The following is a 26,151-nucleotide window of genomic DNA, read 5'->3' as shown; positions in this document are numbered from 1 at the left end:
GGGTTTTCCCGGCCGCCGGGGCCGGGGCTACCAGCGGCTGATCGGCGGGGGAGCGGTGAGCCGGGCGGCCAGGTCGGCGAGCCGGCCGAGGGCAGGGCGGCGGGCCGGGGGCTGCCCGGCGGCGGCGCTCACCAGGTGCTGGGCGAGGTCGAAGGGCTCCTCCGCGGCGGTGCCGACGGCCAGTCGCTCGTGCGCGAGCCCGCGGAGGTCGGCGAGCGCGTCGAGGTCGGCGGGTCCGTCGAGGTCGGCCGGTCCGTCGGGGCCGTCCGCGGGCCGGCCGTCCGCGGTGCCGCCGTCCAGCGCGAGCACCGTCGCGCCGCCCCGGCGGGCGTCCTGGACGCGCTCCAGCAGCCGTGCGTCGACGGCCCGCGGGGCGACCACCAGGACGGTGGCGCCGCGCCTGGCCCCGGTGAGCCGCCCGAGGCCGTGCGCCAGGTGCGCCGGGGCGCCGGCCGTCGGGCCGTACCGCAGCAGGGTGGGCGCCAGCCGGGGGACGTCCGACCAGGCGGCCTCGTCCTCCAGGTGGGCGGCCAGGTGCCAGGGCTCGTACGCCTCGGTGCCGACCAGCAGCAGCTCGCCCGCGCCGCGCCGGGACACCGAGCGGCGCAGCGCCCCGGCGAAGCCGCCGGCCGCCTCCAGCCAGCCGGTGCCCGCCAGCCGCTCCCGGAGTGCCGAAACTCTCACCGCGTCCATGCGGCCCAGAATGTCGGCCCGGCCGGGGATTTGGCAGGATCGGCCCATGACTTCCCTCGATTCAGCGACAAACCCGGCCCGTGAGCTGCCGGACGTCTCGCAGCTGGTGGTCGGCGTCCTCGGCGGCACCGGCGACCAGGGGCGCGGGCTGGCCCTGCGGCTGGCCAAGGCCGGCCAGCAGGTGATCATCGGCTCGCGCGACGCCGCCCGGGCCGAGGCCTCGGCGGCCGAGCTGGGCCTCGGCGTGCGCGGCGCCGACAACGCCACCGTCGCCCGGGAGAGCGACATCGTGATCATCGCCGTCCCGTGGGACGGGCACGCCGCGACCCTCACCGCCCTGCGCGAGGACCTGGCGGGCAAGATCGTCGTCGACTGCGTGAACCCGCTCGGCTTCGACAAGCAGGGCGCCTACGCGCTCGTGCCGGAGGAGGGCAGCGCCGCGCAGCAGGCCGCCGCGCTCCTGCCGGACTCGCGGGTCACCGCCGCGTTCCACCACCTGTCGGCGGTGCTGCTCCAGGACGAGTCGGTGGAGCGGATCGACACCGACGTCATGGTCCTCGGCGACGAGCGGGCCGCCACCGACGTCGTGCAGGCGCTCGCCGAGCGGATCCCGGGCATGCGGGGCATCTTCGCGGGCCGGCTGCGCAACGCCCACCAGGTCGAGTCACTGGTGGCCAACCTGATCTCGGTCAACCGCCGCTACAAGGCGCACGCCGGCCTGCGGATCACCGACGTCTGAGCCTGCCCCGCCGTGTCGGCCTCACCCCTGGACCCGGTCCGGAGGTGAGGTCGGCGACAATGGGGGCCGGCCGCAACCCGGCCGACCGTTGCCTTCGAGGAGTCGCCCGCCATGCCCCGCACGTCCGTCTTCGCCCTGATCGTCGTCGTCCTCGCGCTGGCCGCCGCCGTGGTCTCGCTGATCCAGGGCTTCTGGCTGGGCCTGATCTGGATCCCGCTGGCGGGTGTCGCGAGCAACGTGCTGTGGATGAACCGCCGCCGGGCGAAGCTGACGTCCCAGGCCGCGGACCAGGCCTAGTTCTTCCAGAAGCTGAACAGGTACCGGCCGAGCGTCGCGTAGTCGGCGTCCACGCCGAACAGGCTCATCATGCCGTGGACGGCGTCGAAGAAGTACGCGTTGACCTGCGGCTGCCACAGCAGCGCGAACACGGCCAGCATCCCGTACGGGGCGAACGGCTCGACGGCGCGCCGCGCGTTGTACGACAGCCAGGGCTCGATGATCCCGTAGCCGTCCAGGCCGGGCACCGGCAGCAGGTTCAGCAGGGCCGCGCTGAGCTGGAGCAGGCCGAGGAAGCCGAGCGCGCCGGCGAACGGCGAGACGTTCAGCTCGTAGCCGTTCCAGACCGCGTGCACCGCCGGGTCGTCCAGCCAGCCGGCGCCGATCGGGACCAGCAGCAGCGCCGCGCACACCAGGTTGACCAGCGGCCCGGCCGCCGAGATCAGGCTGTGCTTGAGCCGGCCCTGGATCCGGTGGCGCTCGATCCAGACCGAGCCGCCGGGCAGGCCGATGCCGCCCAGGATCACGAACACGATCGGCAGCACGAAGCTGAGCAGCACGTTGGTGTACTTGAGCGGGTTGAGCGTCAGGTAGCCCTTCGCGCCGACGCTGATGTCGCCGCCGTGCAACGCGGTGCGCGCGTGCGCGTACTCGTGCAGGCAGAGCGAGACCATCCAGCCCGCGACGACGAACAGGAACACCCCGAACGACGCGTTGCCGTAGCCGGCGTACACCGCCCAGCCGGAGGTGGCCAGTATGGCGAGGAGCACCCAGAACACCGGGCTGATCCGGCGGTCGTCGCTGCGCGAGCGCTGCGTTGCGGCGAAGGTCATGGTGTGGTGCTCCGGAGGTGTGGGGGTCTGATGGACGGCGCACCGATCATGCCGGGCGCGCCGGTGGCCGGACAAGCCGCCCAGGGTGAACGTCCGGCGCCCGCGTCCGGTTTCCGGAGGGCTCCGTGGGTGCCCGGACAATTGTGCGCCCCCGCGACCGGACATCGACCAGAATGGTCCGGTGCATTACGGCATCCTCGGAACCACCACGGCCCACCACGACGACGGCACGCCGGTCCCGCTCGGCGGCGCCCGGCTGCGCGCGCTGCTCACCGCGCTGGTCCTGCGCGAGGGCCGGGCGGTGCCTGCCGACCTCCTGGTGGACGAGGTGTGGGACGCCGAACCGCCCCAGGACGCCTCCGCCGCCCTGCAGACGCTGGTCGGCCGGCTGCGCCGCACCGTCGGGCGCGACGAGATCGGCTCCGGCCCCGCCGGGTACTGGCTGACCGGGCCCGCCACCGACCTCGCCGAGTTCCGCCGGCTCTCCGCCGAGGGCCGCCGCGCGCTGGACGCCGGCGACCACGCGCTCGCCGCCGAGCGGCTGCGGGCCGCCCTCGCGCTGTGGCGCGGCCCCGCCCTGGCCGACCTGCCCGACCGCAGCCCCGCCGCCCGGCTGGAGGCCCAGCGCGACGAGGCCCGCCGGCACCGCATCACCGCCGAGCTCGGGCTCGGCCGGGCCGCCGACCTCGTCGCCGAGCTCACCGAGCACTGCGAGCGGCGTCCGCTGGACGAGCCCTGGCAGTACCTGCTGCTCCGCGCGCTGCACGGCAGCGGCCGGACGGCCGAGGCGCTGCGCCACTACGAGCGGACCCGGCGCGCCCTCGCGGACGAGCTCGGCGTCGACCCCGGCCGCCAACTCCAGGACCTCCACGCCGAGTTGCTGGCGCCCGAGGAGGCCGCACCGCCGCCCAGGGCGCCCGTGCGCGCCGTCGTGGCCGGGAACCTCCGCGGCCGGCTCACCAGCTTCGTCGGCCGCGAGAGCGATCTCGCCGCCCTGCGCGAGGCGCTGACGGCCAGCCGGCTGGTCACCCTGACCGGCCCCGGCGGCTCCGGCAAGACCAGCCTCGCGGTCGAGGCGGGCCGCGCCGAACTCGCCGCCGGCCGCTGGCCGGAGGGCGTCTGGGTGGCCGAACTCGCCCCGCTGGAGAGCCCGGAGGCCGTGCCCGCCGCCGTGGTCTCCGCGCTCGGCCTGCGCGAGACCGTGCTGCACACCGGCAGCATGGTCGCCGAGGTGATCGACAAGCGCGCCGAGGACCCGCTGCGCCGACTGGTCGAGCACTGCGCCCACCGCCGGATGCTGCTCGTCCTCGACAACTGCGAGCACCTGATCCAGGCCGCCGCCGACCTCGCGGCGACCCTGCTCCTCGAGTGCCCCGGCCTGACCGTGCTCGCCACCAGCCGCGAACCGATCGGCGTGCCCGGCGAGACCGTCGTGCCGGTCGAGCCGCTGCCCGCGCCGGTGGCGCTGCGGCTGCTCGGCGAGCGGGCCGCCGCCGCCCGCCCCGGCTACGACCCGGGCAGCGAACCGGAGGCCTGCGCCGAGATCTGCCGCCGCCTGGACGGCCTGCCGCTCGCCATCGAGCTCGCCGCCGCCCGGCTGCGGGTGATGACGGCCCGCCAGATCGCCGACCGCCTGGACGGCCGCTTCGGCCTGCTCACCGCGGGCAGCCGCACCCTGCTGCCGCGCCAGCAGACCCTGCGCGCGGTGGTCGACTGGAGCTGGGACCTCCTCGGCAAGCGCGAACGGGCCGTCCTGCGGCGGCTGTCGGTGTTCGCCGGCGGCTGGCGCCTGGAGGACGCCGAGGCGGTCTGCGCCGACGGCGTCGAGGTGACCCGCGCCGAGGTCGCCGACCTGCTGCTCTCCCTCGTGGACAAGTCCCTCCTGGTGGCCGACCTCGGGGACGGCGGCCTGCCGCGCTACCGCATGCTGGAGACCATCCACGAGTACGCGCAGGAGCGCCTCGCCGAGGCCGTCGAGGACGACGGGACCGAGGGCCGCCACCTCGCGCACTTCCGCGAGCTGGTCGCCACCGCCGACCTGAACATCCACGGCCCGCAGCAACTGCACTGGCTGTCGGTCCTGGAGGGCGAGCAGGACAACATCCGGGCCGCCCTGCGCCGCGCGGTCGACCGGCGGGACGAGGAGGAGGCGCTCGCCCTCGCGCTCGGCATGAGCTGGTACTGGTCGCTGCGCGGCTACAGCCTGGAGGCCCGCGGCTGGTTCAGCGCGATCGCCGCGCTCGGCCCCGACCCGTTCGACCCGGCCGGCCCGGCGCCCGTGCCGCTGGAGCGCAACGTGCTCGCGTACGGCGTGCCGATGCCCGAGGGCGTCGTCGAGGAGGCCCGCCGGCTGCTCGCGATGTACCGGCTGATCGGGCTGTTCGAGGGGAACCTGGAGGTGCTCGGGGACCAGGAGGCGATCGCGGTCTCGCAGCACCTGCTGGACGTGTACGGCCCGGAGCTGCCGCAGTCCTACCGCTTCCCGGCGCTGATGCGGGTGTTCAGCGCCTTCCTGTCCGGCCGGCTGGACGAGATGAAGGACCTGATGGACGACGCCGTGCGCGGCTGCGAGGAGCACGGCGGGCTGACCGACCTCGCGTTCGTCCTGCAGATCCGGGCCAAGGTCATGAACGACTGGCCAGGCGGGGCCGAGCAGGGCATCCTCGACGGCGAACGGTCCCTGGCGCTCTACCGGGAGGCCGGGGACCTCTGGGGGATCTCCCAGGCGCTGGCCGCCCGCGGCGAGGCGCTGGCCAACTCGGGGGAGCCGGAGGAGGCCGCCGCCGCGTACGAGCAGGCGATCGAGCTGGCCGAGGTGCTGGGCGCGCCGCAGGAGGTGCCGATCCTGCGGGTCAACCTCGGCGCCGCCCTGTTGGAGCGCGACCTGGACCGCGGCGAGCGGATCATCCGGGAGACGCTCGACGGCCTCGACCACGCGAACCCGGACCATTCCGTCAGCAGTGCCTTCCTGTTCGGGCACCTGACGCTCTGCGGCATCCACGCCCAGCGCGGGGACTACGACCGGGCACTGACCGAACTGGACCGGCTGGACACGGCCCGGGTGGGCGGCTTCAGTCCGGGCGTGGTGGCCGGTCTGCTGGTCACCGCCCGCGGCTGGATCACCGCCCGCGCCGGCGGCCCGGAGGAGGGGCTCGCCCTGCTGCGCGAGGGCCGGCGGCTGCTCACCGCGATGGAGGGCGGCAGCGGCTTCGCCGAGCAGATGATGGTCATGGTGGTACCGGCCGTGGTCGGCGTGCTGCGGTCCTTCGCCGCACGGGACGCCGACCTCGTGAAGGCCCGCCGGGCCGCCGTGCTGCTCGCGGCCCACAACGGGATGAACGGCCCGAAGGGCGGTTACCTGGACCGCGTCGAGCGCGAGCGCTCGGGGGCCGCCCTGCGGGCCCTGCTGGGCGACGAGGCGTTCGAGGCGGCCTGCGCCGAGGGCCGCGGCATGACCCCGCAGCAGACGCGGGACACCGTGGACGAGCTGATCGGCTAGGGGCGGACGGACTGTGAACCCGCCTCCACCGGAGGCGGGTTCACGGGCGGCCCGCACCCCGCGGACGGGCCGACCGCCGGCGGTCACACCCGCTTGCGGAACCGCGCCACCGCGAGCGGGGCGAAGATCGCGGTCGAGGCGGCGGACCAGATCAGCACGATCATCACCGGGTGGGCCACCGCCCCTTCGCCGTTGAGCAGGGCGCGGGAGGCGTCGGCCAGCGCCGACAGCGGGTTGACCTTGGTGAAGGCCTGCAGCCAGCCCGGCATGGTACTGGTCGGCGCGAAGATCGAGCTGCCGAACTGCATCGGCATCAGGACCAGCATGGAGACGCCCTGGACGGCCTGGGCGCTCTTCATCGACATGCCCAGCAGCATCGAGATCCAGACGATCGACATGCCGAACACCAGCGACAGGCCGACCGCGGCCAGCAGCTCCGGCACGCCGGTCTTCAGCTCGAAGCCGAGGATGAAGGCGAAGGTCAGCAGGATCGCCGAGGAGAGCAGGGCCCGCAGCGTCTCGGCCACGATCTTGGACAGCAGGACGGAGGCCCGGCCGATCGGCAGGGTGCGGAAGCGGTCCATCACCCCGGTCTGGAAGTCGCTGTTCAGCCCGGTGCCGACGGCCAGCGCCAGCGTCATGCCGGTCTGCCCGAGCAGGCCGGGGATCATGAACTGCTTGTACTTGTCCGGGTCCCCGACGAAGATCGCGCCGCCGAAGACGTAGACGAACAGCAGGGTGAAGACGATCGGCATCAGCACGGCGTCGAACATCGACTCCGGGTCGGCCTTGATCCGCATCAGGTTGCGGCGGGTCAGCGCGCCGACGTGGCGCAGGGTGGCGGCCGGGCCGATCCGGGTGTCGTCGGCGCCGGAGTCCGCGGCCCGGGCGGGGGCGAGCGTGGCGGTGGTCATGCGACGGGCTCCTTGACGAGGTCGGCGGCGGGCGCGGTGGCCGCGTCGGCGGTGGGCTTGCCGGTGATGGCGAGGAAGACCTCGTCCAGGCTGGGCACCTTGGTGTCGATGCCGGCGATCGCGAAGCCGCGCGCGCCGAGCGCCCCGATCACGGTGGTGAGCTGCCGGTCGTCGACGAGCGGCACGGCGAGCAGGCCGTCGTCGGGGGAGAAGGTGGCTGCGGAGATGCCGTTGTCGTGCAGGCAGCGGGCCATCTCCGGCAGTTCGGCCGGGCTGGCCGGGCGGACCTGGAGGATCTGGCCGCCGACCTTGGCCTTGAGCTCGGCGACGCCGCCGTTGGCGATCACCTTGCCCCGGTCGATGACGGTCAGTTCGTTCGCGAGCTGCTCCGCCTCCTCCATGTACTGGGTGGTCAGCAGCACGGTGCTGCCCTCGGCGACCATCCGCTGCACCTCGTCCCAGACCTCGTTGCGGGTGCGCGGGTCCAGGCCGGTGGTGGGCTCGTCCAGGTAGAGCACCCGGGGACGGCCGATCATGCTGGCGGCCAGGTCGAGGCGCCGGCGCATGCCGCCGGAGTAGGTCTTGGCGATCCGCTTGGCGGCATCGGTGAGGGAGAAGCGCTCCAGCAGCTCGGTGGCGCGGGCCTTGGCCTCGCGGCTGGAGAGGTCGAGCAGCCGGCCGATCAGGTAGAGGTTCTCGTACCCGGACAGGAGCTCGTCGACGGACGCGTACTGGCCGGTCAGGCCGATGGTGCGGCGCAGCTGCTTGGGCTGGCGCAGGACGTCGTAGCCACCGACGAACGCGGTCCCGGCGTCCGGCTTGATCAGGGTGGAGAGGATCCGGACCAGGGTGGTCTTGCCGGCGCCGTTGGGGCCGAGCAGGGCGAGGACGGTGCCCTCGCGGACGGTGAGGTCGACGCCGTCGAGGGCCTTGGTGTCACCGAAGTGCTTGACGATGCCGTGGACCTCGACGGCGTTGCCCGCAGCGGTCCCCAGGTCGTTCGGGGCGGTGGCGATTCGTGTCATGCCCCCAGGGTGTCCGGCCCGGCTGTCAGCGGGCTGTCACCCGCCCGTCCCCGCTGTCAGCCCGCTGTCACGGGGGCCGGGTGTGACAGCGGGGCCGGTCCGGGCCCGGAAACGGCGGCGGCCCCGCTCCCGGCGCGGGGAGCGGGGCCGACCGGCGGCGGTCAGTGGAAGCTGTGCTCGGCCGCGGGGAAGGTGCCGGCGCGGACGTCCTCGGCGTACGCGCGGGCGGCGTCGCCGAGGACGGCCCGCAGGTTGGCGTACTGCTTGACGAACTTGGGCACCCGGCCGGCCGTCATGCCGGCCATGTCGGTCCAGACCAGGACCTGGGCGTCGGTGTCGGGGCCGCCGCCGATGCCGACGGTCGGGATCGCGAGCTGCTCGGTGACCTGCTTGGCCAGCTCGGCGGGCACCGCTTCCAGTACGACCGAGAAGGCGCCGGCCTGCTGGACGGCCTTGGCGTCGCGCAGCAGCCGGTGGGCCGCCTCGTCGCCGCGGCCCTGGACGGGGTAGCCGCCGAGGGCGTGCACGGACTGCGGGGTGAGGCCGATGTGCGCCATCACGGGGACGCCGGCCTCGGTCAGGAGCTCGATCGAACGGGCGCTGCGCTCGCCGCCCTCCAGCTTGACCGCGCCGACGCCGGCCTCCTTCATGAGGCGGGCGGCGTTGTGCATGGCCTGGGCGGGGGACTCCTGGTAGGAGCCGAACGGCAGGTCGGCGACGACCATGGCGCGCTTGGTGCCGCGGACGACGGCGGCGGAGAGCATCACCATCTGATCCATGGTCACCGGGACGGTGGTCTCGTAGCCGAGGTGGCAGTTGCCCGCCGAGTCGCCGACCAGGAGGACGGGGATGCCGGCCTCGTCGAACACGCCCGCGGTGAGGGCGTCGTAGGCGGTGAGCATGGACCACTTCTCGCCGCGCTGCTTGGCGGCGGCGAGGTCGCGGACGGTGACGCGTCGGTTGGTGACCCCGCCGTAGAGGGCGGCGGGCGCCGCCTGGTTCTGGGCAGGCGAAGGCGAAGAAGCGTTCATCGAACAGGCTCCTGAAGGGTTGTCGTCTCGTGGCGCCGTACGGCGTCCCCGGATCCCCTCCATGCTTGCACGCCCGGGCGGCTGCGCAAAGACGGGTGCACGGAGCCCGGTGCGATCTGCGGCACACCGGGGCCTTTGCCGGCATTTTGCGATACGGCGTCGTCTCGTATCGAAAATGCGGTTACGCTGTTCGGGGGGTTACGAGACGTCCGCGGCTCGGAATTGCCCGCCAGTGCCACACCATCACGGACGGGAAGACCAATGACCACCGCAGCCGCGCCACCCCGTGTGCCGGAAGCCATCCACCGCCGCCGCTGGGCGATCCTGGGCACCCTGGTGCTCGCCCTGCTCGTCGTCGTGCTCGACAACTCGATCCTCAACGTGGCGATGAAGACCATCGCGACCCCGGCGCCGGTCGGCCTCGGTGCCACCCAGAGCGACCTGGAATGGTCGATCAACTCCTACACGCTGGTGTTCGCCGGCCTGCTCTTCACCTCGGGCCTGCTCGGCGACCGCTTCGGCCGCAAGCGCGCGCTGCTGGCCGGCATGGTGGTCTTCGGGATCGCTTCGCTGCTCTCCGCGCTGGCCGGCTCGCCCGGCCAACTCGTCGGCTTCCGCGCCCTGATGGGCGTCGGCGCCGCGCTCGCGATGCCGGCCACGCTGGCCATCATCATGAACGTCTTCGAGCGCTCCGAGCAGCCGAAGGCGATCGGGGTCTGGGCCGGCGCGGTCGGCCTCGCGATCGCCATCGGCCCGATCACCGGCGGCGTCCTGATCGAGCACTTCTGGTGGGGCTCGGTCTTCCTGATCAACGTGCCCATCGTGATCGTCGCGGTGATCGCCATGATGATCCTGGTGCCGGAGTCCAAGGACCCGAACCCGGGCCGGCTGGACCCGGTCGGCGTGCTGCTGTCGATCATCGGCCTGGTCGCGCTGATCTACGGGATCATCAAGGGCGGCGAGCTCGCCGACTTCACCGCGGCGGCGGCCTTGGGGCCGGTGCTGATCGGCCTGGTGGCGCTGGTCGCGTTCGTCTGGTTCGAGCGCCGCACCGCGCACCCCGCGCTGGACGTCACGTGGTTCCGCGACAAGGTGTTCAGCGCCTCCGTGGTGGTCGTCGGCGTCGTGTTCTTCGCGCTGATGGGCGTCTCCTTCTTCGGCGTCTTCTACATCCAGAGCGTGCGCGGCTACAGCGCGCTGCAGGCCGGTCTGCTGATGCTCCCGCTGGCCGCCGCCCAGCTGCTGTTCGCGCCCCGGGCCCGGCTCGTGGTCGACCGCTTCGGCGTCGCGGCCACCGCCGCCGTCGGCATGCTGCTGATCGCGGTCGGCTTCGTCGGCTACACCGTGCTGACCGCCACCACGCCGATCTGGGTGCTGATCGTGCTCGGCCTGCTGATGGGCGCCGGCATGGCCCACGTCATGCCGCCGGTCACCGTGGCGATCATGGGCTCGCTTCCCCGCGAGAAGGCGGGCGCCGGGTCGGCCGTCAACAACACCTTCCGCCAGGTCGGCGGCTCGCTCGGCGTCGCCGTGCTCGGCGCGGTGCTCTCCACCGTCTACCGCGACCACATGGGCGACACCCTCGCCCAGATCCCGGCGGAGCTGCGCGACAAGGCGGGCGAGTCCCTGGAGGCCACCCTGGCCATCGCCGGCCGGATGGGGCCGCACGGCGCGGCGCTGATCGGTCCGGCCGACGACGCGTTCATCAGCGCCATGCACGTGGTCGCCTCGCTCTCCGCGGGCATCACCGTGGCCGGCGCGCTGATCGCCTGGTTCCTGCTCCCGCGCAAGGCCGCCGCCCCCACCGGCGGACCCGCGGCCGGGGCGGCCGAGGACACCGACCGGCTCGAGAGTGCGGTGGCCGACGCCTGACCGGCGGCGGGCCTGAGCGACAATGGCCCTGCCGCCCCGGAAGCCCCCGGCGCGGCGGGGCCGCGGTCCGGCGCCACGGACCACCATCGCAGACCACGGAACGGCGCCCCCGCGCCCGCGCACATCCAGGGAGACCAGCGGGATGAAGACGGACACCCCGGCCGCCGAGGCCGCGCCGCCCTGCGCGGCCGTGCGTCGCGGCCGTCCGCGCAGCGAGGCCGCCGAGCTGGCCATCTTCACCGCGGTCGAGGACCTGATGGCGGGCGGTGCGAACCTGTCCGACCTGACCATCGAGGGCATCGCCACCGCCGCCGGCGTCGGCAAGGCCACCATCTACCGGCGCTGGCCCAACAAGGAGGCCCTGCTGGTCGACGTGGTCGGCCGGCTGGAGATCGCGATGCCGGAGTCGAGCGGCACCGGCGCCCGGGAGGACCTGGTCGCGATGATCGACTACATGCGGCGGCGCGGCCTCGCCAAGCGCAGCCGCTGGATCCTCAAGGCCGCCTTCGGCCAGATGCACAGCCTGCCCGAGCTGCACAAGGCCTACTACGAGCGGGTGGTGCGGCCCCGGCGCGAGGCCGCGCTCGCGCTCGTGCGCCGGGCCGTCGACGAGGGCGTGCTCCGCGCCGACCTCGACATCGACCTGCTCGGCGACCTCCTGATGGGCCCGATCCTCTACCGCAGCATCCTGTGGGACGACTCCGACCTGGAGGACCCGGAGCTGGCCGCCAAGATGATCGACGCCCTGCTCGACGGCCTCGCGCCCGGACTCTGACCGCCGGTTCGGCCCCGTCCGTTCCCGCCCGCGCCCCGGCGTGGCCTCGCTCACCAATGCGGGCCACGCCGGAACCCGCTCCGGCGGCGCCGCGTCTGTCCCGGCATAGGCTGAGCCGGGATCCGATCGAACCGGCACAAGTCCGGCACACCGCCCGTACCCCCACGGCGGGGCGGCGGACCGGCGAGGGCACGAGCGAACGGGAGCCACGGATGACGCAGGCGGACAGGACCGACCGGGTGAGGGGCGAGGAGGGCGCCCCGGCCCCCGCGGGTGCTCCGCCCGTCCGAGGGGACCTGGGCGGCCGCTTCCTGGGCCTGCGGCACTGGGGCCGGGACGGCCGCGGCGCCACCGCGTGGCGGCGCGGGCTCGTCGTCGCCGCGCTCGCCCTGTGCACCGGCCTCCTGCTGGGCTTCCACGCCGACGCGCCGAACAGCCCGGGCAACCTCGGCAGCCTCCTGGAGACGTTCCTGCCGTGGCTCGGCCTGGCCGTGCCGGTGCTCCTCGTGCCCGCGCTGCTGCGGCGCTCGGCCACCGCGCTGATCGCCCTGCTGGTGCCCGCGGTGCTGTGGGTCAACCTGTTCGGCGGCCTGGTCACCGACAAGAGCGGCGGCAAGGGCGACTGGACGGTGGTCACCCACAACGTGGCCGCCGCCAACACCGACGTGCCGGGCACCGTCCGCAACCTGGTGGACTCGGGCGCGCAGGTCGTCGCCCTCCAGGAGCTGGCCGGCAGGGCGCTGCGCGGCTACGAGAGCGGCCTCGCGCCGGCGTACCCGTACCACGCGGTCGAGGGCACCGTCGGCCTGTGGTCGAAGTATCCGATCGCCGACGTCCAGCCGGTGGACCTCAAGATGGGCTGGACCCGGGCGTTCCGGGCCGAGGTCACCACCCCGCAGGGCCCGGTCGCCGTGTACGTGGCGCACCTGCCGTCCGTCCGCCTGAAGGCGGAGGGCGGGTTCACCGTCGCCCAGCGGGACGTCAGCGCGCAGGCCCTCGGGGACGCGATCCAGGCCGAGCGGCTCAAGAAGGTGCTGCTGCTCGGCGACCTCAACGGCACGATGAACGACCGCAGTCTGGCGCCCGTCACCTCGCAGATGCGCTCGGCCCAGGGCGCCGCCGGGGACGGCTTCGGCTTCAGCTGGCCGTCGTCCTTCCCGATGGCGCGGATCGACCAGATCATGAGCAGGGGCGGCCTGCGCCCGGTCGACTCCCGCACCCTGCCCCGGGACGGCAGCGACCACCTCGCGGTGGCCGCCGCCTACAGGTACGAGTAGCGCCCGGTCAGCCGCGCCGCCAGCGGTTGGTGATCGGCAGGCGGCGGTCCCGGCCGAAGTTCTTGACCGAGATCTTCGGGCCCGGCGGGTACTGGCGCCGCTTGTACTCGGCGGTGTCCACCAGCCGGACCACCCGGTCCACGACCGCCGGGTCGAAGCCGGCCGCGACGATCGCGTCCCGGCCCTCGTCGCCCTCGATGTAGCGGTCCAGCACGCTGTCCAGCAGGTCGTAGTCGGGAAGCGAGTCGGTGTCCACCTGGTCCGGGCGCAGCTCGGCGGACGGGGGCTTGCTGATCGTGTTCTCCGGGATCGGCGGCACCTCGCCGCGCCGCTCGGCCTCCTCGTTGCGCCAGCGGGCGAGGCGGAAGATCAGCGACTTGTAGACGTCCTTGATCGGGCCGAACGCGCCCACCGAGTCGCCGTACAGGGTCGAGTAGCCGACCGCGAGCTCGCTCTTGTTGCCGGGCGCGAGCACGATGTGCCCCTCCTGGTTGGAGATCGCCATCAGCAGGGTGCCGCGCAGGCGGGACTGCAGGTTCTCCTCGGCCAGGCCGGTCAGTTCGGTGGCGGCCAGGTAGGCGTCGAACATCGGGGCGATGGAGACCGTGCGCAAGTGCAGGCCGGTGCGGCGGGCCAGGTCGGCGGCGTCGTCCTTGGAGTGCTCGGAGGAGTAGCGGCTCGGCATCGAGACGCAGTACACGTTCTCCGCGCCGATCGCGTCGACGGCGATCGAGGCGACGAGCGCCGAGTCGATGCCGCCGGAGAGGCCGATGAGCACGGACCTGAAGCCGTTCTTGGTGGCGTAGGCCCGGGTGCCGGAGACCAGCGCGGCCCAGATCTCGGCCTCGTCGGAGATCCGCGGCGCGACCTCGGCGGCCAGCTTCCCGGCGGGGGCGGGCCGCGGCTCGCCGCCCAGCTCGGTGCGGACCAGGTGCAGGCCGTCGCTCAGCAGCAGGCCGTCGGTGTGGTCGCTGCTCGCGGCCGGCAGGTCGAGGTCCAGCACCATCAGGTGCTCCTCGAACTGCGGGGAGCGGCCCAGCACTTCGCCGTCCGCGCCGACGACGATCGAGTCGCCGTCGAAGACCAGCTCGTCCTGGCCGCCGACCATGTTGACGTAGGCGAGGGTGCAGCCGGCCTCGGCGGCGCGGCGGCGCACGAGGTCGAGCCGCTGGTCGTCCTTGTTCCGCTCGTACGGCGAGCCGTTGATCACCAGCAGCAGCCCGGCCCCGGCCTCGCGCGCGGCGGTGACCCGGCCGCCGTCCTGCCAGATGTCCTCGCAGATCGCCAGGGCGACGTCGACGCCGTCCACCCGCAGCACCGGCAGCTGGTCGCCCGGGACGAACCAGCGGAACTCGTCGAACACGCCGTAGTTGGGCAGGTGGTGCTTGGCGAAGCGGGTCACGACCTCGCCCCGGTGCAGCACGGCCGCGCAGTTCTGCGGCGAGCCGGCCGGGCGGCCGAGGCGCGGGGCGGCGTGCTCGGAGCGCCCGAGGTAGCCGACCACCACCGGTACCTCGCCCAGCCCGTCGGCGGCCAGCCGCCCGGCGAGCTCGACCAGCGCGGCCCGGGACGCCTCGACGAAGGAACGGCGCAGCGCGAGGTCCTCGACCGGGTAGCCGGTCAGGACCATCTCGGGGAACGCGACCAGCTGGGCGCCGGCCTCCACGGCCTGCTTGGTCCAGCGCACCACCTCATCGCTGTTGCGGGCGAGGTCACCGACCCACGGGTCGATCTGGCTCAGGGCGAGACGGAGATTGGGCATGTTCCGCAGTGTAATCGTCGAACTGACGCAATGTCCTGGCAGGGGGTCGGCACTGCCCTCGCGGCCGATGATCGGCCATGATGGGGACAGTCGCTTCCCCTGGGTCCTTCGGGGGGCTTCCGCGGGTCTTCCGCGCGTAACACGAGCGTAAAGAGCAGAGGTGAGACTGTCCTCATGGGCAAGCAGCAGCAGTTCGTGCTTCGGACGCTCGAAGAGCGTGACATCCGGTTCGTCCGGCTGTGGTTCACCGATGTGCTCGGGTTCCTGAAGTCGGTCGCGGTGGCGCCGGCCGAGCTGGAACAGGCCTTCGAGGAGGGCATCGGCTTCGACGGGTCGGCGATCGAGGGCTTCGCCCGGGTCTACGAGTCCGACATGATCGCCAAGCCGGACCCGACCACCTTCCAGATCCTCCCCTGGCGCTCGGAGACGCCGGGCACCGCGCGCATGTTCTGCGACATCCTGATGCCGGACGGCTCGCCGTCCTTCGCCGACCCGCGGTTCGTGCTCAAGCGCACCCTGGAGAAGGCCTCCGAGCAGGGCTTCACGTTCTACACGCACCCGGAGATCGAGTTCTTCCTGCTGAAGAACCTGCCCGGCGACGGCACCCCGCCGATCCCCGCCGACCAGTCCGGCTACTTCGACCACACGCCGCGCGGCGTCGGCCACGACTTCCGCCGCCAGGCGATCACGATGCTGGAGTCGATGGGCATCTCGGTGGAGTTCTCCCACCACGAGGGCGCGCCCGGCCAGCAGGAGATCGACCTGCGCTACGCCGACGCGCTGTCCACGGCCGACAACATCATGACCTTCCGGCTGGTCATGAAGGAGGTCGCGCTGGAGCAGGGCGTGCACGCGAGCTTCATGCCGAAGCCGTTCTCCGACCACCCCGGTTCGGGGATGCACACCCACCTCTCGCTGTTCGAGGGCGACCGCAACGCGTTCCACGAGTCCGGCGCCGAGTACCAGCTCTCCAAGGTCGGCCGCTCCTTCATCGCCGGTCTGCTCAAGCACGCCGCCGAGACCGCCGCCGTCACCAACCAGTGGGTGAACTCCTACAAGCGCATCTGGGGCGGCTCCCAGCGCACCGCCGGCGCCGGCGGCGAGGCCCCGTCGTACATCTGCTGGGGCCACAACAACCGCTCGGCGCTCATCCGGGTGCCGATGTACAAGCCCGGCAAGCAGGGCTCGACCCGGGTCGAGGTCCGCTCGCTGGACACCGGCTGCAACCCGTACCTCGCCTACGCGGTGACGCTCGCGGCGGGCCTCAAGGGCATCGAGGAGGGTTACGAGCTCCCGCCGGGCGCCGACGACGACGTGTGGGCGCTCACCGACTCCGAGCGCCGCGCCCTGGGCATCCAGCCGATGCCGCAGAACCTCGGCGAGGCGATCGACCTGATGCAGCGCAGCGAACTGGTCGCGGAGACGCTCGGCGAGCACGTGTTCGACTTCTTCCTGCGCAACAAGCGCCAGGAGTGGGAGGAGTACCGCTCCGAGGTGACGCCGTTCGAGCTGCGCAAGAACCTCCAGGTGCTCTGAGCCGCAGGTCAGAGCACTTCTCCGGGCGGGCGAGAGCCCCGGGTCGGCGACGTCGCGTCGCCGACCCGGGAGGCTTCTTACTCGGCCGGGGCCGTCTGTGGGCCGTCAGTGCTCGGATCGGTGGTCCATCCGAGTGCTTCGTAGAGCTTGTCCACGGCCCGGCGGGTGCGGCCGTCACTGCTCGGCATCGGGTGCGTGTAGACCCGGAGCGTGAACCCGGGGTCGCTGTGCCCGAGGTACCCGCTCAGCGCCTTCACGCTCTCGCCGGCGTCCAGCAGCACGGACGCGTAGAAGTGCCGGAGCGCGTGCATCCCGTCCTCCCGGGACGCCTGGTGCCGCTTGCCCTTCTCGGGCGGCGGGATGACCCCGGCCGAGACGAGCGCGGGCTTCCAGGCGTAGGTGTTGAAGTCGGTCCGCCGGACGGGGCCGCCCTCTTCCCGGGAGAAGAGCAGTAGCTTCGTGACCGGCGGTCCGTCCGGGGTCAGCCACGGCAGCGTGACCTCCACTGGCGGGAACGCCTCCATGTGGGCTTTGAAGATGTGCCCCACCCGCTCCGGGAGCGGCACGTCCCGTACCTTGCCGCGCTTCGGCGGCGCGAACACCAGACGTCCGCCGATGTCCTTGACCTGGTAGCCGACGTGGAGCCACCCCGTGTCGAACCCGATCTCGTCCACGGGGAGACCGAAGATCTCGCCCTGCCGCAGCCCGCAGCCCCCGCCGGCGTCGTTCATGGCCTGGTAGCGCTCCGGCAGCCCGGCCCGCACGGCGGCGACGCGGTCTGGCGTCCACGGCCGCACCCGGCCCGGCGCCCGGCTCGGGGCGGTGACCGCCCGGGACCGGCACGGGTTCGTCGTCCGCAGCTCGTCCTCCACGGCGGCGGTGAAGATGCCGGAGACGTTCCCGAAGATGACGCGACGGTAGGAGGAGGCGGGGACGGCCTTCTCCAGCTCGGCCAGCCACTCCCGGATGTGCGACGGACGGAACGAGTCCATCGGGCGGGGGCCCAGGTACGGGATCGCGTGCCGCCGGATCTGCGCGTCCACGGACGAGCGCGTGTTCAGGTCGGTGTTCTGCGACTCCAGCCACTTCTCCGCGAACTGCTTGAAGGTGGTGCGGGCGGCTTTCGGGTCGATGTACTGGCCGCGCGACATGTCGGCCTCGATCCGGGCCAGCCACTCGTCCGCCTGGCGCTTCTGGCGGTCGGGGAAGCTCTTGCTCTTCTCGGTGCCGTCGGGGCCGACGTAGCGGGCCCGGTAGCGCATGCCGGTGCCGTAGCGCTCGGTACGGACGCGTCGAACCTTGCCGTCGGGGCCGGTCTCGGTCTTGTACCAGCGATCCTGGATGTGTCCGGCCATGGGTCAGGCGGCCTCTTCCTGGTTCTGCGCCCACTGGGCGACGGCGTCAGGGTGGTAGCGGAGGTGGCGGCCGACCCGGAATCCGGGCGGGCCGGTGCGCTTGCGGCGCCACTGGTAGACGGTCTCCAGCGGGACCTGGAAGATCCGGGCGATGTCCTCGGGTTCGAGGTAGGTGTCGGGGAGAGGACGGATCCGGGGTTCCGCCACGGAGGCGGGGCGCCTGGGTGGCGTCTGCTTGGGCACGGTCACTCCGTTTCGATGCTGGCGACGGCGGTTGGACACTCCGGGTGGGTGAGGTGCCCGGCGGCGGTGAGGGCGGGGTCGACGGGCTGCTCGCAAACGGCGCAGCGGAGGCGGTAGCCAGAGATGGCCCGCAAATCAGCGTCCGCAGCGTCCTGAGCGTCCGCAGGGCGGTCTGAGCTGGGGTTTTGTGCGGACGCTGATTTCACGTCAGCGTCCGCACCGTGCGAATCAGCGTCCGCAGCGTCCGCCCGCGGGTGGTGGTTCGTGGGCGGGGGGACGCTGGCCTGCGGTTCAGTGTCCGCAGGTTCGTGCAGGTCAGGGGGTGTTGCGGACGCTGTTTTGCGGGCCATCTCCGGTGACGGGGCGAGGGTGATGGCGCGGTCGCGGTTGTGGCCGGTGCGGCCGTCCTCGAAGGCGATGCCGGCGGCGCGGAGGGCGGGGGCGAAGCGCCGGAGCTGTCCGCTGGCGTGGTGGGCCGTGCTGGGCCACTTCTTGGTGGGGGTCTCCGGGGGCGGAAGGAGGTTGAGGAACTGGGTCATGGTGCCGGTGAAGGCCCCGTGGGTCTCGACGAAGGCGACGATCGCGGCGGCGAACGGGTCGGCTTCGAGGGCCTCGACGGCGACGCTCTCGGCGGCCTTGAGGTAGTCGGCGAGGGTGTTCCAGCCCTGGACCTGGTCGACGGCGGCCAGGACGCGGGCGAAGTCGGCCATGCGGGGCATCTTCGCCAGGTGCACCTCCGGGAGGGTCTTGAGGACCTTGGCGAGGAGGTCGAAGAGGGCGGCGAGGATGGCGGGTCGGGCGGTGTTGTAGGCGGTGTCGAGTTCCTCTTCGGTGCGGCGGCGGTCCTCGGGGATGAGCTGGAGGTCGAGCATCATGATGCGTTCGGCGAGGTCGCCGGCCAGGGCTCCGGCGTCGATGGTGGTCATGGCCAGCACCCGGCGGAAGGTGAGGACGACGACGTCGTCGTCGGTGTAGAGGGCGCGGTCGACGATGCCGTCGCCCGTGACGGCCTTGCAGAGGGTGTCGGAGAACCACGGCGGGATCGTCGAGACGTTGTCCAGGCACAGGGCCCAGGAGTTGAAGGCCTGGGTGGCCCAGGTCTTCACGTCGCGGGGCTGGCTGCGCTTGGTGGCGGCGGACGGGTCGACCAGATTGATGACCATCTGCGCGGTCTTGGACTTGCCGGTGCCCTGTTCGCCCTTGAAGGTGAGGACGGGGTGGGGGATGTGGGGGATCCAGGCGGCCACAAGCCAGGCGATGAGCTGGTGGAACGAGCGGTCGTCCATGTTCAAGAGCCCGCGCAGGGCGGCGAGGCCGTCCTCACCGGGTTCGGGGGTGGGCATGGGGGACATGGCGCCGGAGCGGCGGAACAGCACGGGGGAGCGACCGTCGACGCTCCAGCCCTCGGGGGTGACGGTGACGCAGCGGCCGTCGGCGGTGCCGAGGTCGACGACGACCTGGTGGGAGTCGCCGGCGACGCGCAGGTGGACGGGGACGGGGTCGGTGTTGGCGGCGATGCCCTCCAGGACGGTCATGGCGTCGGCCAGCGCGGACTGGGAGGGGACCTGTCCGCCGTTGGCCTCCACGAACCGGCGGGCGAGCTGGGAGCGGAGTCCGGCCTTGCCGCGTAGGGGCAGGACGACATTGGGGCCGTTGCGGCGCACGCCGTAGGGGCGGCCGTCCTCGGAGACGAGGAAGTCGTAGGCGGCCTTGGCGAGGGAGACGACCTGGGAGGCCTGGGAGGGGCCCTTCTCGGTGCTCAACGGCTGGTCTCCTCTCGGTCTCGGGCGGCGCCCCGCTGGGCGTTGCGCAGGACGCGCCGTGCCTCGTCCTCGGGCAGGCCGACGGCGACGGCGGCGATCAGCAGGTCGCCGCAGGCGGCGTCGGGGTCGATGCCGGGGACGGTGAAGGCGGTACGGGCGGCCCAGTACAGGCGGCTGTTCCGCTCGCCGCCGTCGGGGTCGGCCTCGCTCACGACCCGGACGAGAGCCTCCAGGCGCCGCTTGGGGCTGCCCGTCATCGGCCGGTCATGCCCTCCGGGTCTGTCCCGCTGGGCCCGCTGAGGGGCGGTCAGCAGGCCCAGGAGCGTCTCCGGGGCGGGGGCGATGACCTGGGGCCCGGAGCCCGGGGCGAAGGAGTAGCGGCCCTTGGGACCGAGCGAGCCGGGGCCGACCAGGTAGCCGCCGGTGCCGCGGGTGTCGACCCCGCGGGCCAGGAGACCGGCGGTGTTGGGCACGGTGACGTCGGCGGGGGCGGTGAGCCAGAGGTGGAGGCCGCGGGACTGGGTGGAGATGGTCGCGGTCTCCGGCAGGGTGAAGCCGTGCCGGTCGGCGAGCGCCCGGATGTTCGCGACGCCGTCGGTGCCGTTCTTGCGGTCGAGGTCGAGGCCGAACAGGTGGTGCGGGGCTCGTCCGCAGGCGATGCCATAGCCGGCGGCCCACGGGGCGGCGGCGAACAGGGCCTTGACCTGCTCGGGGTCGCTGCTGGCGTCGTGGACGCCGTGACCGAGGGCCCCGCACTGGCCCGTGCACAGGCTGTGGGCATCGTCGCCGTGGGCGGAGGGGATGGCGGGGAGCTTGGAGCGGGTGAGGGGGACGACGGGGAGGCCGTAGAGGGTGGCGGCGGCGAGGGCGTGGGCACGGGCCGGGGCCCACCGCGGTCCCGGGCTGTGCTGCACGGCGGGGGCGGGTCGGTGCATGCTGGGGTCTCCGTTCTGTAGAGGGACGGGAAGCGGGGCCGCCGCACGCCTGGAAGCTTGTGCGGCGGCCTCGTCGGCGCTGCTAGAAGGGCGGCTTCTCGCTGAAGCCGTCGCCGCCTGCGGCCGGGCCAGTGCCGGGCCAGGGGGTGGTCTTGCCCCTGGCGGGCCGGGCGTCGGCCCACGGGTCTTCGGCCTGCTGGCCGTTGCCGCGGGTGGTGCGCTGGACGGTGGCGGTGGCGTAGCGCAGTGAGACGGCGACGTCCTCGACGTCGATGCCGTATCCGGTGCGCTGGACGCCGTCGGCGCTGGTGTAGTCGAACTGCCGCAGGGCGCCGGTGACGACGACCCTGGTGCCCTTGACCAGGGTCTTTTCGGCGTTCTCGGCGAGCCAGCGCCAGGCGGTGCAGCGCAGGAACAGGGTGCGGCCCTCGCCCCAGGTGGCAGTGGTCTTGTCCCAGTTGCGGGAGTTGGAGGCGACGTTGAACGTCAGCCACGGCACGCCCTCGCTGGTGTGGCGCAGTTCGGGGTCGGCGGTCAGGTTGCCGGTGACGGTGATGACGGTCTCTCCGATGGGCACAGCTGTTCTCCTGTCCGTGGATGCAGGCTGGTCAGCGGCTTGCGGGGCAGCAGCCCCAGTGGACGGTCCAGCCGGTGAGGCCACGGCCGTACTCTCCGACGCCGGGGCAGCGGGGCGTCGGGGCGCCGGTGTGCTCGGCAGCGGTGCCGTCGGTGGTTTGGCGGGGCGGTTCCTGGTCGTTGGTCGGCACTTCTCGGCCCCCATCAGGCGGATTCGGGGAGGCGGCCCCAGTGGGTGCCGAGGATCTCGGCCTCGGCGGCGATGGGAACGCCCCGGAACGTGGTGGTCATGACCTCGGTGAGCAGGTCGCGGACCTTCTCGGCGTCGTGTTCGGGGACGTGGACGATGAGCTCGTCGTGGACGAAGAGCCACAGGCTGGCGGCCATGTCGTGGTCGACGGCGAGTTCGTGGACGGCGGCCACGAGCAGGTCGCGGGCGGTGGACTGGATGGCGTAGTTGCTGTTGGCGTAGGGACGCTGGGGGTCGGGCGCGATACGCCGGCCGGAGCCCGTGACCACGACCGGGGCCTCGGCGATGGTCTTGCCGAAGCGGATCACGTCGGGGTACGTGCGCTGCCACCGCTGGATCACCTGCTGGGCCACCGGGACCGGCACGCCGGTCTGGGCCGCGAGGGCCTTGGCGCCGCCGCCGTAGATGGTGCCGAAGGTGGCCCGCTTGCCCACGGTGCGCTGTTCCTTGGTGAAGGCGGGGCCGTACATCAGCTCGGCGGTGGCGTCGTGGATATCGACCCCGGAGGCGATGACCCGCATCAGCGTCGCGTCCCGGGACAGCGCAGCCGCCACGCGAACCTCGACGGCGGAGAAGTCGCAGCCCACCAGGACGTGACCGTCCTCGGCCCGGAAGCAGTGCCGCAGCCGCGGGTCGTGCTTCTTGAGGGTCTGGAGGGCCGGGGCGGTGATGGACATGCGGCCGGTGCGGGCCCGCAGGGTGTTGATCTGCGGGTGCACCCGCCCCTCGGCGTCCGCCGCCGCGAGGAAACTGCGCAGGTTGGTACGGGTGTTGGTCGTGGCGGCCATCGCCCGCCGGGCCTGGAGCATGGCGGCGCCCTCCGCCGTGATGGAGGCGGTGCCGCCGGCCACGTCCTGGACGAGCTGGCCGAGGGTGTCGGCGGTGACCTGCGGCTGCCCCTTGGCGGTGCGGGGAAGTGGGCTGCCGGTGATCTGGGAGTCGAGCCAGTGCGCGAACCTGGGGCTCGTCCCGGAGAACCCCAGCGTCTCCTGGATCGCCGCCGCAGCCTGCTCGAACTCGCCCTGTACGTCGGCCAGGAGGCCTTCGGTGTAGGGGCGGTCCAGGAGCAGGCCGCGCACGGTGATGCCGGTGGACTGGGCGGCGAGCCACTGTTCCATGCGCACCAGGTGGCTGAACGGCGCGCAGGCCGCGAGCAGGACGGGCAGTAGCCGCCGCACGTAGATGGCGTCGAGGCCGGCGTAGACGGTGTAGGCCTCGTCGGTGGCGGGGATGTGGTTCCAGCCCCAGGTCAGCGGGTTGTTGCCCGCCCGCTGGCCGGTCGGGGCCAGGTGCCGCATGCGCTCGTAGAGGGCCTGCTGGGCCTGGACGAGGCCGTCGTCCAGGTAGCGCAGGGACAGGTCTTTCAGGCCGTGGCCGGCGCGCTCGTCCGGCTGGACGAGCTTGGACAGCAGGTGGGTGTCCACGACCCGCTGGCCGAGCGCGATGCCGAACGCGGACCAGACGGCGAGGACGTCGTAGTTGGTGTGGGTGGTGAACCGGCGGCCCGGGTGGGCGAGCGTGCGGACGATCGCCTCCCGCTGGGCCGGGACGAGCGGGTTGAGCACCCAGGCCGTGTCGATGGTGCCGAACTGGACCAGGCGCAGGCCCGCGTCCGGTCCGAAGTGGCCGGGGCCGCCCTCGACGATCGCCCGGCCCTCCACGTCCAGGCCCAGCACCGGGTCCGAGACGGTGAACGCCTCGAACGCCGCGCGGTCGAAGTCCCGCTCACCGGCCGGGGCGTGGACGGCCATGGCGCGTCCGGCATGGGAGCGGGTGTAGGTCACCACAGCGACTCCTGATCCGACTCCACCGGGGTGCTCCGCTGCTTTCCAGTGGGCCGGTGGTGCTCGGACCAGCAGCGCGCGCACAGGGCCGCCCAGGGCCCGTGGTGGGTCTTCTTGGTGGTGGGGAACAGCGGGTCGCGGGGCTGTCGGCAGGCCGGGCAGTGACCGGGGCCGGGGTCGTCGGGGGCGTGGTCGAACAGGGTTCCCGAGGGCGGCTCGTTGGTGCTGCTCAACGGGTTCCTCCTCTCACGGTTTGGTGTCACAGGCGGGGCACTGCCACAGCAGCGGCACGGTGGGCAGCCGCATCGGGCGGCGGCAGCGCGGGCAGGTCAGCGGGGCGGGCGGCGGCAGGAGGCGGGCGAGCCAGCCGTAGCCGTCGCCCGCCACCGCCCGGTCGAAGCCGTCCGTGCGAGCGGCCAGGTACGGCACCGCCCCGGGCGTGGGCTCCGGGGCGGTGCTGGTGGTGAACAGGGCGTCCTGTCCGGCGGGTTCGCTCACGCTGCGTCCAGGGCGCTCGGGCGGGCCTCATCGGCCTGGAGGAGCTGGCCGAAGGCGTGGTGGCCCTGCTGGGGGACGACGCCGGCGCCGATGATCCGCAGTTCGTCCTTGCGGGCCAGGCCCCGGCCGGTGACGTGCCCGGCGTCCAGGCCCATGAGCCATTCCGCGAAGGCGGCGGCCAGGCGCCGGTTGCCCCGGGTGCCGGGTTCGGTCGGGCAGGGCGCGGGCCGGCCGGTGACGTGCTCCCACCGGCGGATGGCGGGGCCGTAGTCGGTGCCGTCGTGCGCCACCCACCGGTCGTCCAGGCGCACGGCCTGGCCGGGCAGGTAGTAGCGGCCGGAGGTGTCGCGCTGGTTCGGCCCGCCGTGCGGCCCGTCGGAGGCCTTCGGGGTGGGCAGCAGGTTGACCGCGACCTCGTTCAGCGGGCGGGAGTTGACGCCGAGCAGGTTCGAGGCTCCGGACTTCCAGTCCCGCGACGCCGGGGTGGGCAGCAGCCTCAGCTCTCCTCCGGCGGGGGCTGCGGCCCACCGTTGGCCCCAAGCTGCGAGGTCGGCGTCTTCAGCAGCGGGATACGCGAGGGCGAACCACCGGTCCCGGGGGTGCGCGGCGCCGACTTCGGGGTCACCAGCTCGTACGCATGTCCACCGCGCGTCATACCCGACCTGGGCCAGGTCCTGGGCGACGACGTCCAGCCCGCGGGAGCGGATCGCCGCCACGTTCTCCAGGAAGACGAGACGCGGTCGAAGGACGCGAACAGCCGCAGCGACGTCCTTCCAGATCCCCGAGCGCTTCCCACCGATGCCCACCCTTCGTCCGGCGTTGCTGATGTCCTGGCATGGGAAGCCCGCCACGACCACGTCAGGCGCGTACAGGTCCCGCAGCGCGCGCCAGTCGGCGCGGGTGATGTCCCCCAGGTTCGGCACCCCGGGGTGGTGCGCGGCGAACACCGCCGCCGCGCACGGGTCGTTCTCCGCGAACACCGCCACACGGCCCCCGAGCCCGGCCCGCACGGCCATGTCCAGGCCGCCGTAGCCCGAGCACAGGGACAGCAGCCGCGGGCCCTCGGACGGGCGGGCCGTCACCGGCCACCGCCGCACGGGGCGCCGGCGGCCAGGAGCTGGTTGACCGGCGGGGCGCAGGCGTTGAGGACGCCGGCGAGGGCGTGGACGGCCTGCCGGGCCTGCTCCGTAAGCTCGGGTCCGCGGGTCGCGGTGGGGACGGGCAGGAGGTGGTCCGTGACCGGGACCACCAGCGTGGCGGTGAGCAGGACGGCCAGGCGGTCGTACTCCTCGGGCTCGATCAGACGGGGCCGGCGGCCGTCGTCGCCGAGCGGCCGGTGCTGCCACCAGTCCCCGAACCGCCCGGAGGGGCCGAGGCTGTCGGCCAGCGCCCGCTGGCGAAGCCGCACCTCGATCCGCAGCAGCAGGCCCCCGTTGTAGTCGAACGCCGGTCGCACGTCGGCGATGTCGGGGCGGAGGCGGACGTAGCCGGGGGACATGACCGGGCTGGTGGCCACGGTCCACGCCTCGGCGGCGAAGTGGGCCGGGCGGAGCGGGTCGCCGTCGTCGTGGAAGCGGCCGGCGTGCTGGGCCAGGTAGGCGCCGTAGCGGGAACCGCCGCCGTCGCACAGGGCGAGCGTGTGGTCGGTGAAGTCGGGCATGCTGGTTCCTGTCTCTGGTTGAGGGATGCGCGGACCGCGGCGGCCGGGGTTCACCCGGCAAGGTCTTCCGGCTGCTGCGGGCTCGTGCGGGGGCTGGTCAGTACTGGTTGCTGATGGAGCCGCGGCCGACGACGGTCTGGCGCTGGTGGCCGATGGTGGTGTGCCGCTCGCGGTGAATCAGGGCGACGGTGGTGGTCCCGCCCTCCCCAGCGCTGCGGATCTTGGCCTTGACGGCGAAGACGCCGGCGACCACGACGCCAACGAGGACGGCGAGCCACTTGAGCGCGGCGACCAGGCCGTCGGCGTGGGCCGCGACGGCCCCGATCCCGGCGCCGATCATCCACACCGCGCCGCCTGCGGCGAGCGTGGCGATGGAGCCGTAGAGGACGTACTGACGCACCGCCAGGGACAGGCCCTCATCGGTGGCGGGCACGTGCGGGGCGGGCGGTTCGGCTGCCGGGACTGCGGCCGTGGGCGCCGTGGTGGTGGTGTGTTCGGGGACGGCGACGATGCGGCCGTCGACCATCGCGGCGATGTAGCCGGGCGGCATCAGGTAGATGCCGGGGTCGGCCGGGGTGGCGGTGCCGGGCTCGGTGCTGTGGTCCATGGGGCGGTTCTCCTTCTCGGTCAGTGGAGGGACCCGGCCGCACCGGCGACGGTGGCGATGAGGTGGTCGATGGCCGTGTGGAGGCCGGTGGAGGCGAGCGCGTAGCCGAAGAGGACGGCGACCATGGCGGATCCCAGGCGCAGGTAGCCGTGGCGCAGGAGGAAGAAGAGGGTGATGCCGGCGGCGACGGCCAGCGAGACGGAGACGATCACGGGCGTACTCCTTGGGGCCGTTGAAGGGGAGGTTGC

At 73.2% G+C, this 26,151-nt stretch carries 25 protein-coding genes; 7 read left to right on the top strand and 18 right to left on the bottom strand.

Features of this window, described 5'->3' with window-relative positions; genetic code table 11:
* Positions 1-27: 27 nt before the first annotated feature.
* Positions 28-693, bottom strand: a complete 666-nt coding sequence (locus tag PUR71_RS33330) for a hypothetical protein (protein WP_329930950.1) — start codon at positions 691-693, stop codon at positions 28-30.
* A 46-nt stretch (positions 694-739) separates the two neighbouring features.
* Between PUR71_RS33330 and npdG the strand changes: the two genes are divergently transcribed.
* Both npdG and PUR71_RS33320 read left to right on the top strand, forming a co-directional pair.
* Positions 740-1,432 carry an NADPH-dependent F420 reductase gene (gene npdG / locus PUR71_RS33325; RefSeq protein WP_329930949.1) on the top strand — a complete coding sequence of 231 codons (693 nt, stop codon included), beginning with the start codon at positions 740-742 and terminating at the stop codon, positions 1,430-1,432.
* Positions 1,433-1,543: 111 nt separating this feature from the next.
* Positions 1,544-1,729, top strand: coding sequence for a hypothetical protein (locus tag PUR71_RS33320; protein ID WP_329930948.1), 186 nt, complete (start codon positions 1,544-1,546; stop codon positions 1,727-1,729).
* Here PUR71_RS33320 and PUR71_RS33315 read toward each other — a convergent pair.
* A complete protein-coding gene (locus tag PUR71_RS33315) occupies positions 1,726-2,541 on the bottom strand; it encodes a site-2 protease family protein (protein WP_329930947.1) in 816 nt (271 codons plus the stop codon). The genes PUR71_RS33320 and PUR71_RS33315 overlap by 4 nt on opposite strands.
* A gap of 181 nt (positions 2,542-2,722) precedes the next feature.
* Between PUR71_RS33315 and PUR71_RS33310 the strand changes: the two genes are divergently transcribed.
* A complete protein-coding gene (locus tag PUR71_RS33310) occupies positions 2,723-6,040 on the top strand; it encodes a BTAD domain-containing putative transcriptional regulator (protein WP_329930946.1) in 3,318 nt (1,105 codons plus the stop codon).
* Between the two features lie 83 nt (positions 6,041-6,123).
* Here PUR71_RS33310 and PUR71_RS33305 read toward each other — a convergent pair whose 3' ends face one another.
* The 3 genes from PUR71_RS33305 to panB form a co-directional block, all read right to left on the bottom strand.
* Positions 6,124-6,954 (bottom strand): ABC transporter permease, encoded by an 831-nt coding sequence (locus PUR71_RS33305; protein ID WP_329930945.1) that lies wholly within the window; start codon positions 6,952-6,954, stop codon positions 6,124-6,126.
* On the bottom strand, positions 6,951-7,979 hold the full coding sequence (locus PUR71_RS33300) for an ATP-binding cassette domain-containing protein (protein WP_329930944.1): 1,029 nt from the start codon (positions 7,977-7,979) through the stop codon (positions 6,951-6,953). Before PUR71_RS33300 ends, PUR71_RS33305 begins: the two co-directional genes overlap by 4 nt.
* Before the next feature lie 161 nt (positions 7,980-8,140).
* The gene (panB, locus tag PUR71_RS33295; protein WP_329930943.1) at positions 8,141-9,010 is read right to left on the bottom strand and encodes a 3-methyl-2-oxobutanoate hydroxymethyltransferase; all 870 of its coding nucleotides are present in this window, start codon (positions 9,008-9,010) and stop codon (positions 8,141-8,143) included.
* A gap of 261 nt (positions 9,011-9,271) precedes the next feature.
* Here panB and PUR71_RS33290 point away from each other — a divergent pair, with 261 nt between their 5' ends.
* The 3 genes from PUR71_RS33290 (at position 9,272) to PUR71_RS33280 (ending at position 12,934) form a co-directional block, all read left to right on the top strand.
* On the top strand, positions 9,272-10,882 hold the full coding sequence (locus tag PUR71_RS33290) for an MFS transporter (RefSeq protein ID WP_329930942.1): 1,611 nt from the start codon (positions 9,272-9,274) through the stop codon (positions 10,880-10,882).
* A 142-nt stretch (positions 10,883-11,024) separates the two neighbouring features.
* Positions 11,025-11,657, top strand: a complete 633-nt coding sequence (locus PUR71_RS33285; RefSeq protein ID WP_329930941.1) for a TetR/AcrR family transcriptional regulator — start codon at positions 11,025-11,027, stop codon at positions 11,655-11,657.
* Between the two features lie 212 nt (positions 11,658-11,869).
* Positions 11,870-12,934, top strand: a complete 1,065-nt coding sequence (locus PUR71_RS33280; protein WP_329930940.1) for an endonuclease/exonuclease/phosphatase family protein — start codon at positions 11,870-11,872, stop codon at positions 12,932-12,934.
* Between the two features lie 7 nt (positions 12,935-12,941).
* Here the strand turns inward: PUR71_RS33280 and PUR71_RS33275 are convergent, their stop codons facing one another.
* Positions 12,942-14,696 carry an NAD+ synthase gene (locus PUR71_RS33275; RefSeq protein WP_329930939.1) on the bottom strand — a complete coding sequence of 585 codons (1,755 nt, stop codon included), beginning with the start codon at positions 14,694-14,696 and terminating at the stop codon, positions 12,942-12,944.
* A 174-nt stretch (positions 14,697-14,870) separates the two neighbouring features.
* Between PUR71_RS33275 and glnA the strand changes: the two genes are divergently transcribed.
* Positions 14,871-16,232: a type I glutamate--ammonia ligase gene (glnA, locus tag PUR71_RS33270; protein ID WP_329930938.1), complete on the top strand. Its 1,362-nt coding sequence runs from the start codon at positions 14,871-14,873 to the stop codon at positions 16,230-16,232.
* Between the two features lie 77 nt (positions 16,233-16,309).
* Here glnA and PUR71_RS33265 read toward each other — a convergent pair whose 3' ends face one another.
* The 12 genes from PUR71_RS33265 to PUR71_RS33210 all read right to left on the bottom strand — a co-directional run bounded on the left by PUR71_RS33265 (position 16,310) and on the right by PUR71_RS33210 (position 26,115).
* The gene (locus tag PUR71_RS33265; protein WP_329930937.1) at positions 16,310-17,587 is read right to left on the bottom strand and encodes a tyrosine-type recombinase/integrase; all 1,278 of its coding nucleotides are present in this window, start codon (positions 17,585-17,587) and stop codon (positions 16,310-16,312) included.
* Positions 17,588-17,590: 3 nt separating this feature from the next.
* Positions 17,591-17,830 carry a helix-turn-helix domain-containing protein gene (locus PUR71_RS33260; protein WP_329930936.1) on the bottom strand — a complete coding sequence of 80 codons (240 nt, stop codon included), beginning with the start codon at positions 17,828-17,830 and terminating at the stop codon, positions 17,591-17,593.
* Between the two features lie 2 nt (positions 17,831-17,832).
* Positions 17,833-19,593 carry an ATP-binding protein gene (locus PUR71_RS33255; RefSeq protein ID WP_329930935.1) on the bottom strand — a complete coding sequence of 587 codons (1,761 nt, stop codon included), beginning with the start codon at positions 19,591-19,593 and terminating at the stop codon, positions 17,833-17,835.
* Positions 19,590-20,528, bottom strand: coding sequence for a bifunctional DNA primase/polymerase (locus tag PUR71_RS33250; protein ID WP_329930934.1), 939 nt, complete (start codon positions 20,526-20,528; stop codon positions 19,590-19,592). Before PUR71_RS33250 ends, PUR71_RS33255 begins: the two co-directional genes overlap by 4 nt.
* 82 nt (positions 20,529-20,610) lie before the next feature.
* Positions 20,611-21,105, bottom strand: coding sequence for a single-stranded DNA-binding protein (ssb, locus tag PUR71_RS33245; RefSeq protein ID WP_329930933.1), 495 nt, complete (start codon positions 21,103-21,105; stop codon positions 20,611-20,613).
* 203 nt (positions 21,106-21,308) lie between these two features.
* A complete protein-coding gene (locus PUR71_RS33240; RefSeq protein ID WP_329930932.1) occupies positions 21,309-23,138 on the bottom strand; it encodes a DNA polymerase in 1,830 nt (609 codons plus the stop codon).
* Positions 23,135-23,371 carry a hypothetical protein gene (locus PUR71_RS33235; RefSeq protein ID WP_329930931.1) on the bottom strand — a complete coding sequence of 79 codons (237 nt, stop codon included), beginning with the start codon at positions 23,369-23,371 and terminating at the stop codon, positions 23,135-23,137. The genes PUR71_RS33240 and PUR71_RS33235 overlap by 4 nt, the downstream gene beginning before the upstream one ends.
* Positions 23,372-23,384: 13 nt before the next feature.
* Complete coding sequence (locus tag PUR71_RS33230) at positions 23,385-23,636, bottom strand: hypothetical protein (RefSeq protein WP_329930930.1); 252 nt, start codon at positions 23,634-23,636, stop codon at positions 23,385-23,387.
* A complete protein-coding gene (locus PUR71_RS33225; protein ID WP_329930929.1) occupies positions 23,633-24,718 on the bottom strand; it encodes a DNA cytosine methyltransferase in 1,086 nt (361 codons plus the stop codon). Before PUR71_RS33225 ends, PUR71_RS33230 begins: the two co-directional genes overlap by 4 nt.
* Entirely contained in the window at positions 24,715-25,296 is a 582-nt protein-coding gene (locus PUR71_RS33220) for a hypothetical protein (protein WP_329930928.1), read from the bottom strand. The genes PUR71_RS33225 and PUR71_RS33220 overlap by 4 nt, the downstream gene beginning before the upstream one ends.
* 97 nt (positions 25,297-25,393) lie before the next feature.
* Positions 25,394-25,903, bottom strand: coding sequence for a hypothetical protein (locus PUR71_RS33215; RefSeq protein ID WP_329930927.1), 510 nt, complete (start codon positions 25,901-25,903; stop codon positions 25,394-25,396).
* Between the two features lie 20 nt (positions 25,904-25,923).
* Positions 25,924-26,115, bottom strand: a complete 192-nt coding sequence (locus PUR71_RS33210; protein WP_329930926.1) for a hypothetical protein — start codon at positions 26,113-26,115, stop codon at positions 25,924-25,926.
* Positions 26,116-26,151 lie beyond the last annotated feature (36 nt).

Origin of the sequence: Streptomyces sp. SP17BM10 (assembly GCF_036322405.1) — a bacterium.
Lineage (GTDB): Bacteria > Actinomycetota > Actinomycetes > Streptomycetales > Streptomycetaceae > Kitasatospora.
This window is presented reverse-complemented; position numbering and strand designations above follow the sequence as displayed.

Coding starts and splice junctions, on each gene's coding strand:
- PUR71_RS33330 (WP_329930950.1), bottom strand. CDS start 693: ATGGACGCGGTGAGAGTTTCGGCACTCCGGGAGCGGCTGGCGGGCACC.
- npdG (WP_329930949.1), top strand. CDS start 740: ATGACTTCCCTCGATTCAGCGACAAACCCGGCCCGTGAGCTGCCGGAC.
- PUR71_RS33320 (WP_329930948.1), top strand. CDS start 1,544: ATGCCCCGCACGTCCGTCTTCGCCCTGATCGTCGTCGTCCTCGCGCTG.
- PUR71_RS33315 (WP_329930947.1), bottom strand. CDS start 2,541: ATGACCTTCGCCGCAACGCAGCGCTCGCGCAGCGACGACCGCCGGATC.
- PUR71_RS33305 (WP_329930945.1), bottom strand. CDS start 6,954: ATGACCACCGCCACGCTCGCCCCCGCCCGGGCCGCGGACTCCGGCGCC.
- PUR71_RS33300 (WP_329930944.1), bottom strand. CDS start 7,979: ATGACACGAATCGCCACCGCCCCGAACGACCTGGGGACCGCTGCGGGC.
- panB (WP_329930943.1), bottom strand. CDS start 9,010: ATGAACGCTTCTTCGCCTTCGCCTGCCCAGAACCAGGCGGCGCCCGCC.
- PUR71_RS33290 (WP_329930942.1), top strand. CDS start 9,272: ATGACCACCGCAGCCGCGCCACCCCGTGTGCCGGAAGCCATCCACCGC.
- PUR71_RS33285 (WP_329930941.1), top strand. CDS start 11,025: ATGAAGACGGACACCCCGGCCGCCGAGGCCGCGCCGCCCTGCGCGGCC.
- PUR71_RS33280 (WP_329930940.1), top strand. CDS start 11,870: ATGACGCAGGCGGACAGGACCGACCGGGTGAGGGGCGAGGAGGGCGCC.
- PUR71_RS33275 (WP_329930939.1), bottom strand. CDS start 14,696: ATGCCCAATCTCCGTCTCGCCCTGAGCCAGATCGACCCGTGGGTCGGT.
- glnA (WP_329930938.1), top strand. CDS start 14,871: ATGGGCAAGCAGCAGCAGTTCGTGCTTCGGACGCTCGAAGAGCGTGAC.
- PUR71_RS33265 (WP_329930937.1), bottom strand. CDS start 17,587: ATGGCCGGACACATCCAGGATCGCTGGTACAAGACCGAGACCGGCCCC.
- PUR71_RS33250 (WP_329930934.1), bottom strand. CDS start 20,528: ATGCACCGACCCGCCCCCGCCGTGCAGCACAGCCCGGGACCGCGGTGG.
- PUR71_RS33220 (WP_329930928.1), bottom strand. CDS start 25,296: ATGCCCGACTTCACCGACCACACGCTCGCCCTGTGCGACGGCGGCGGT.
- PUR71_RS33215 (WP_329930927.1), bottom strand. CDS start 25,903: ATGGACCACAGCACCGAGCCCGGCACCGCCACCCCGGCCGACCCCGGC.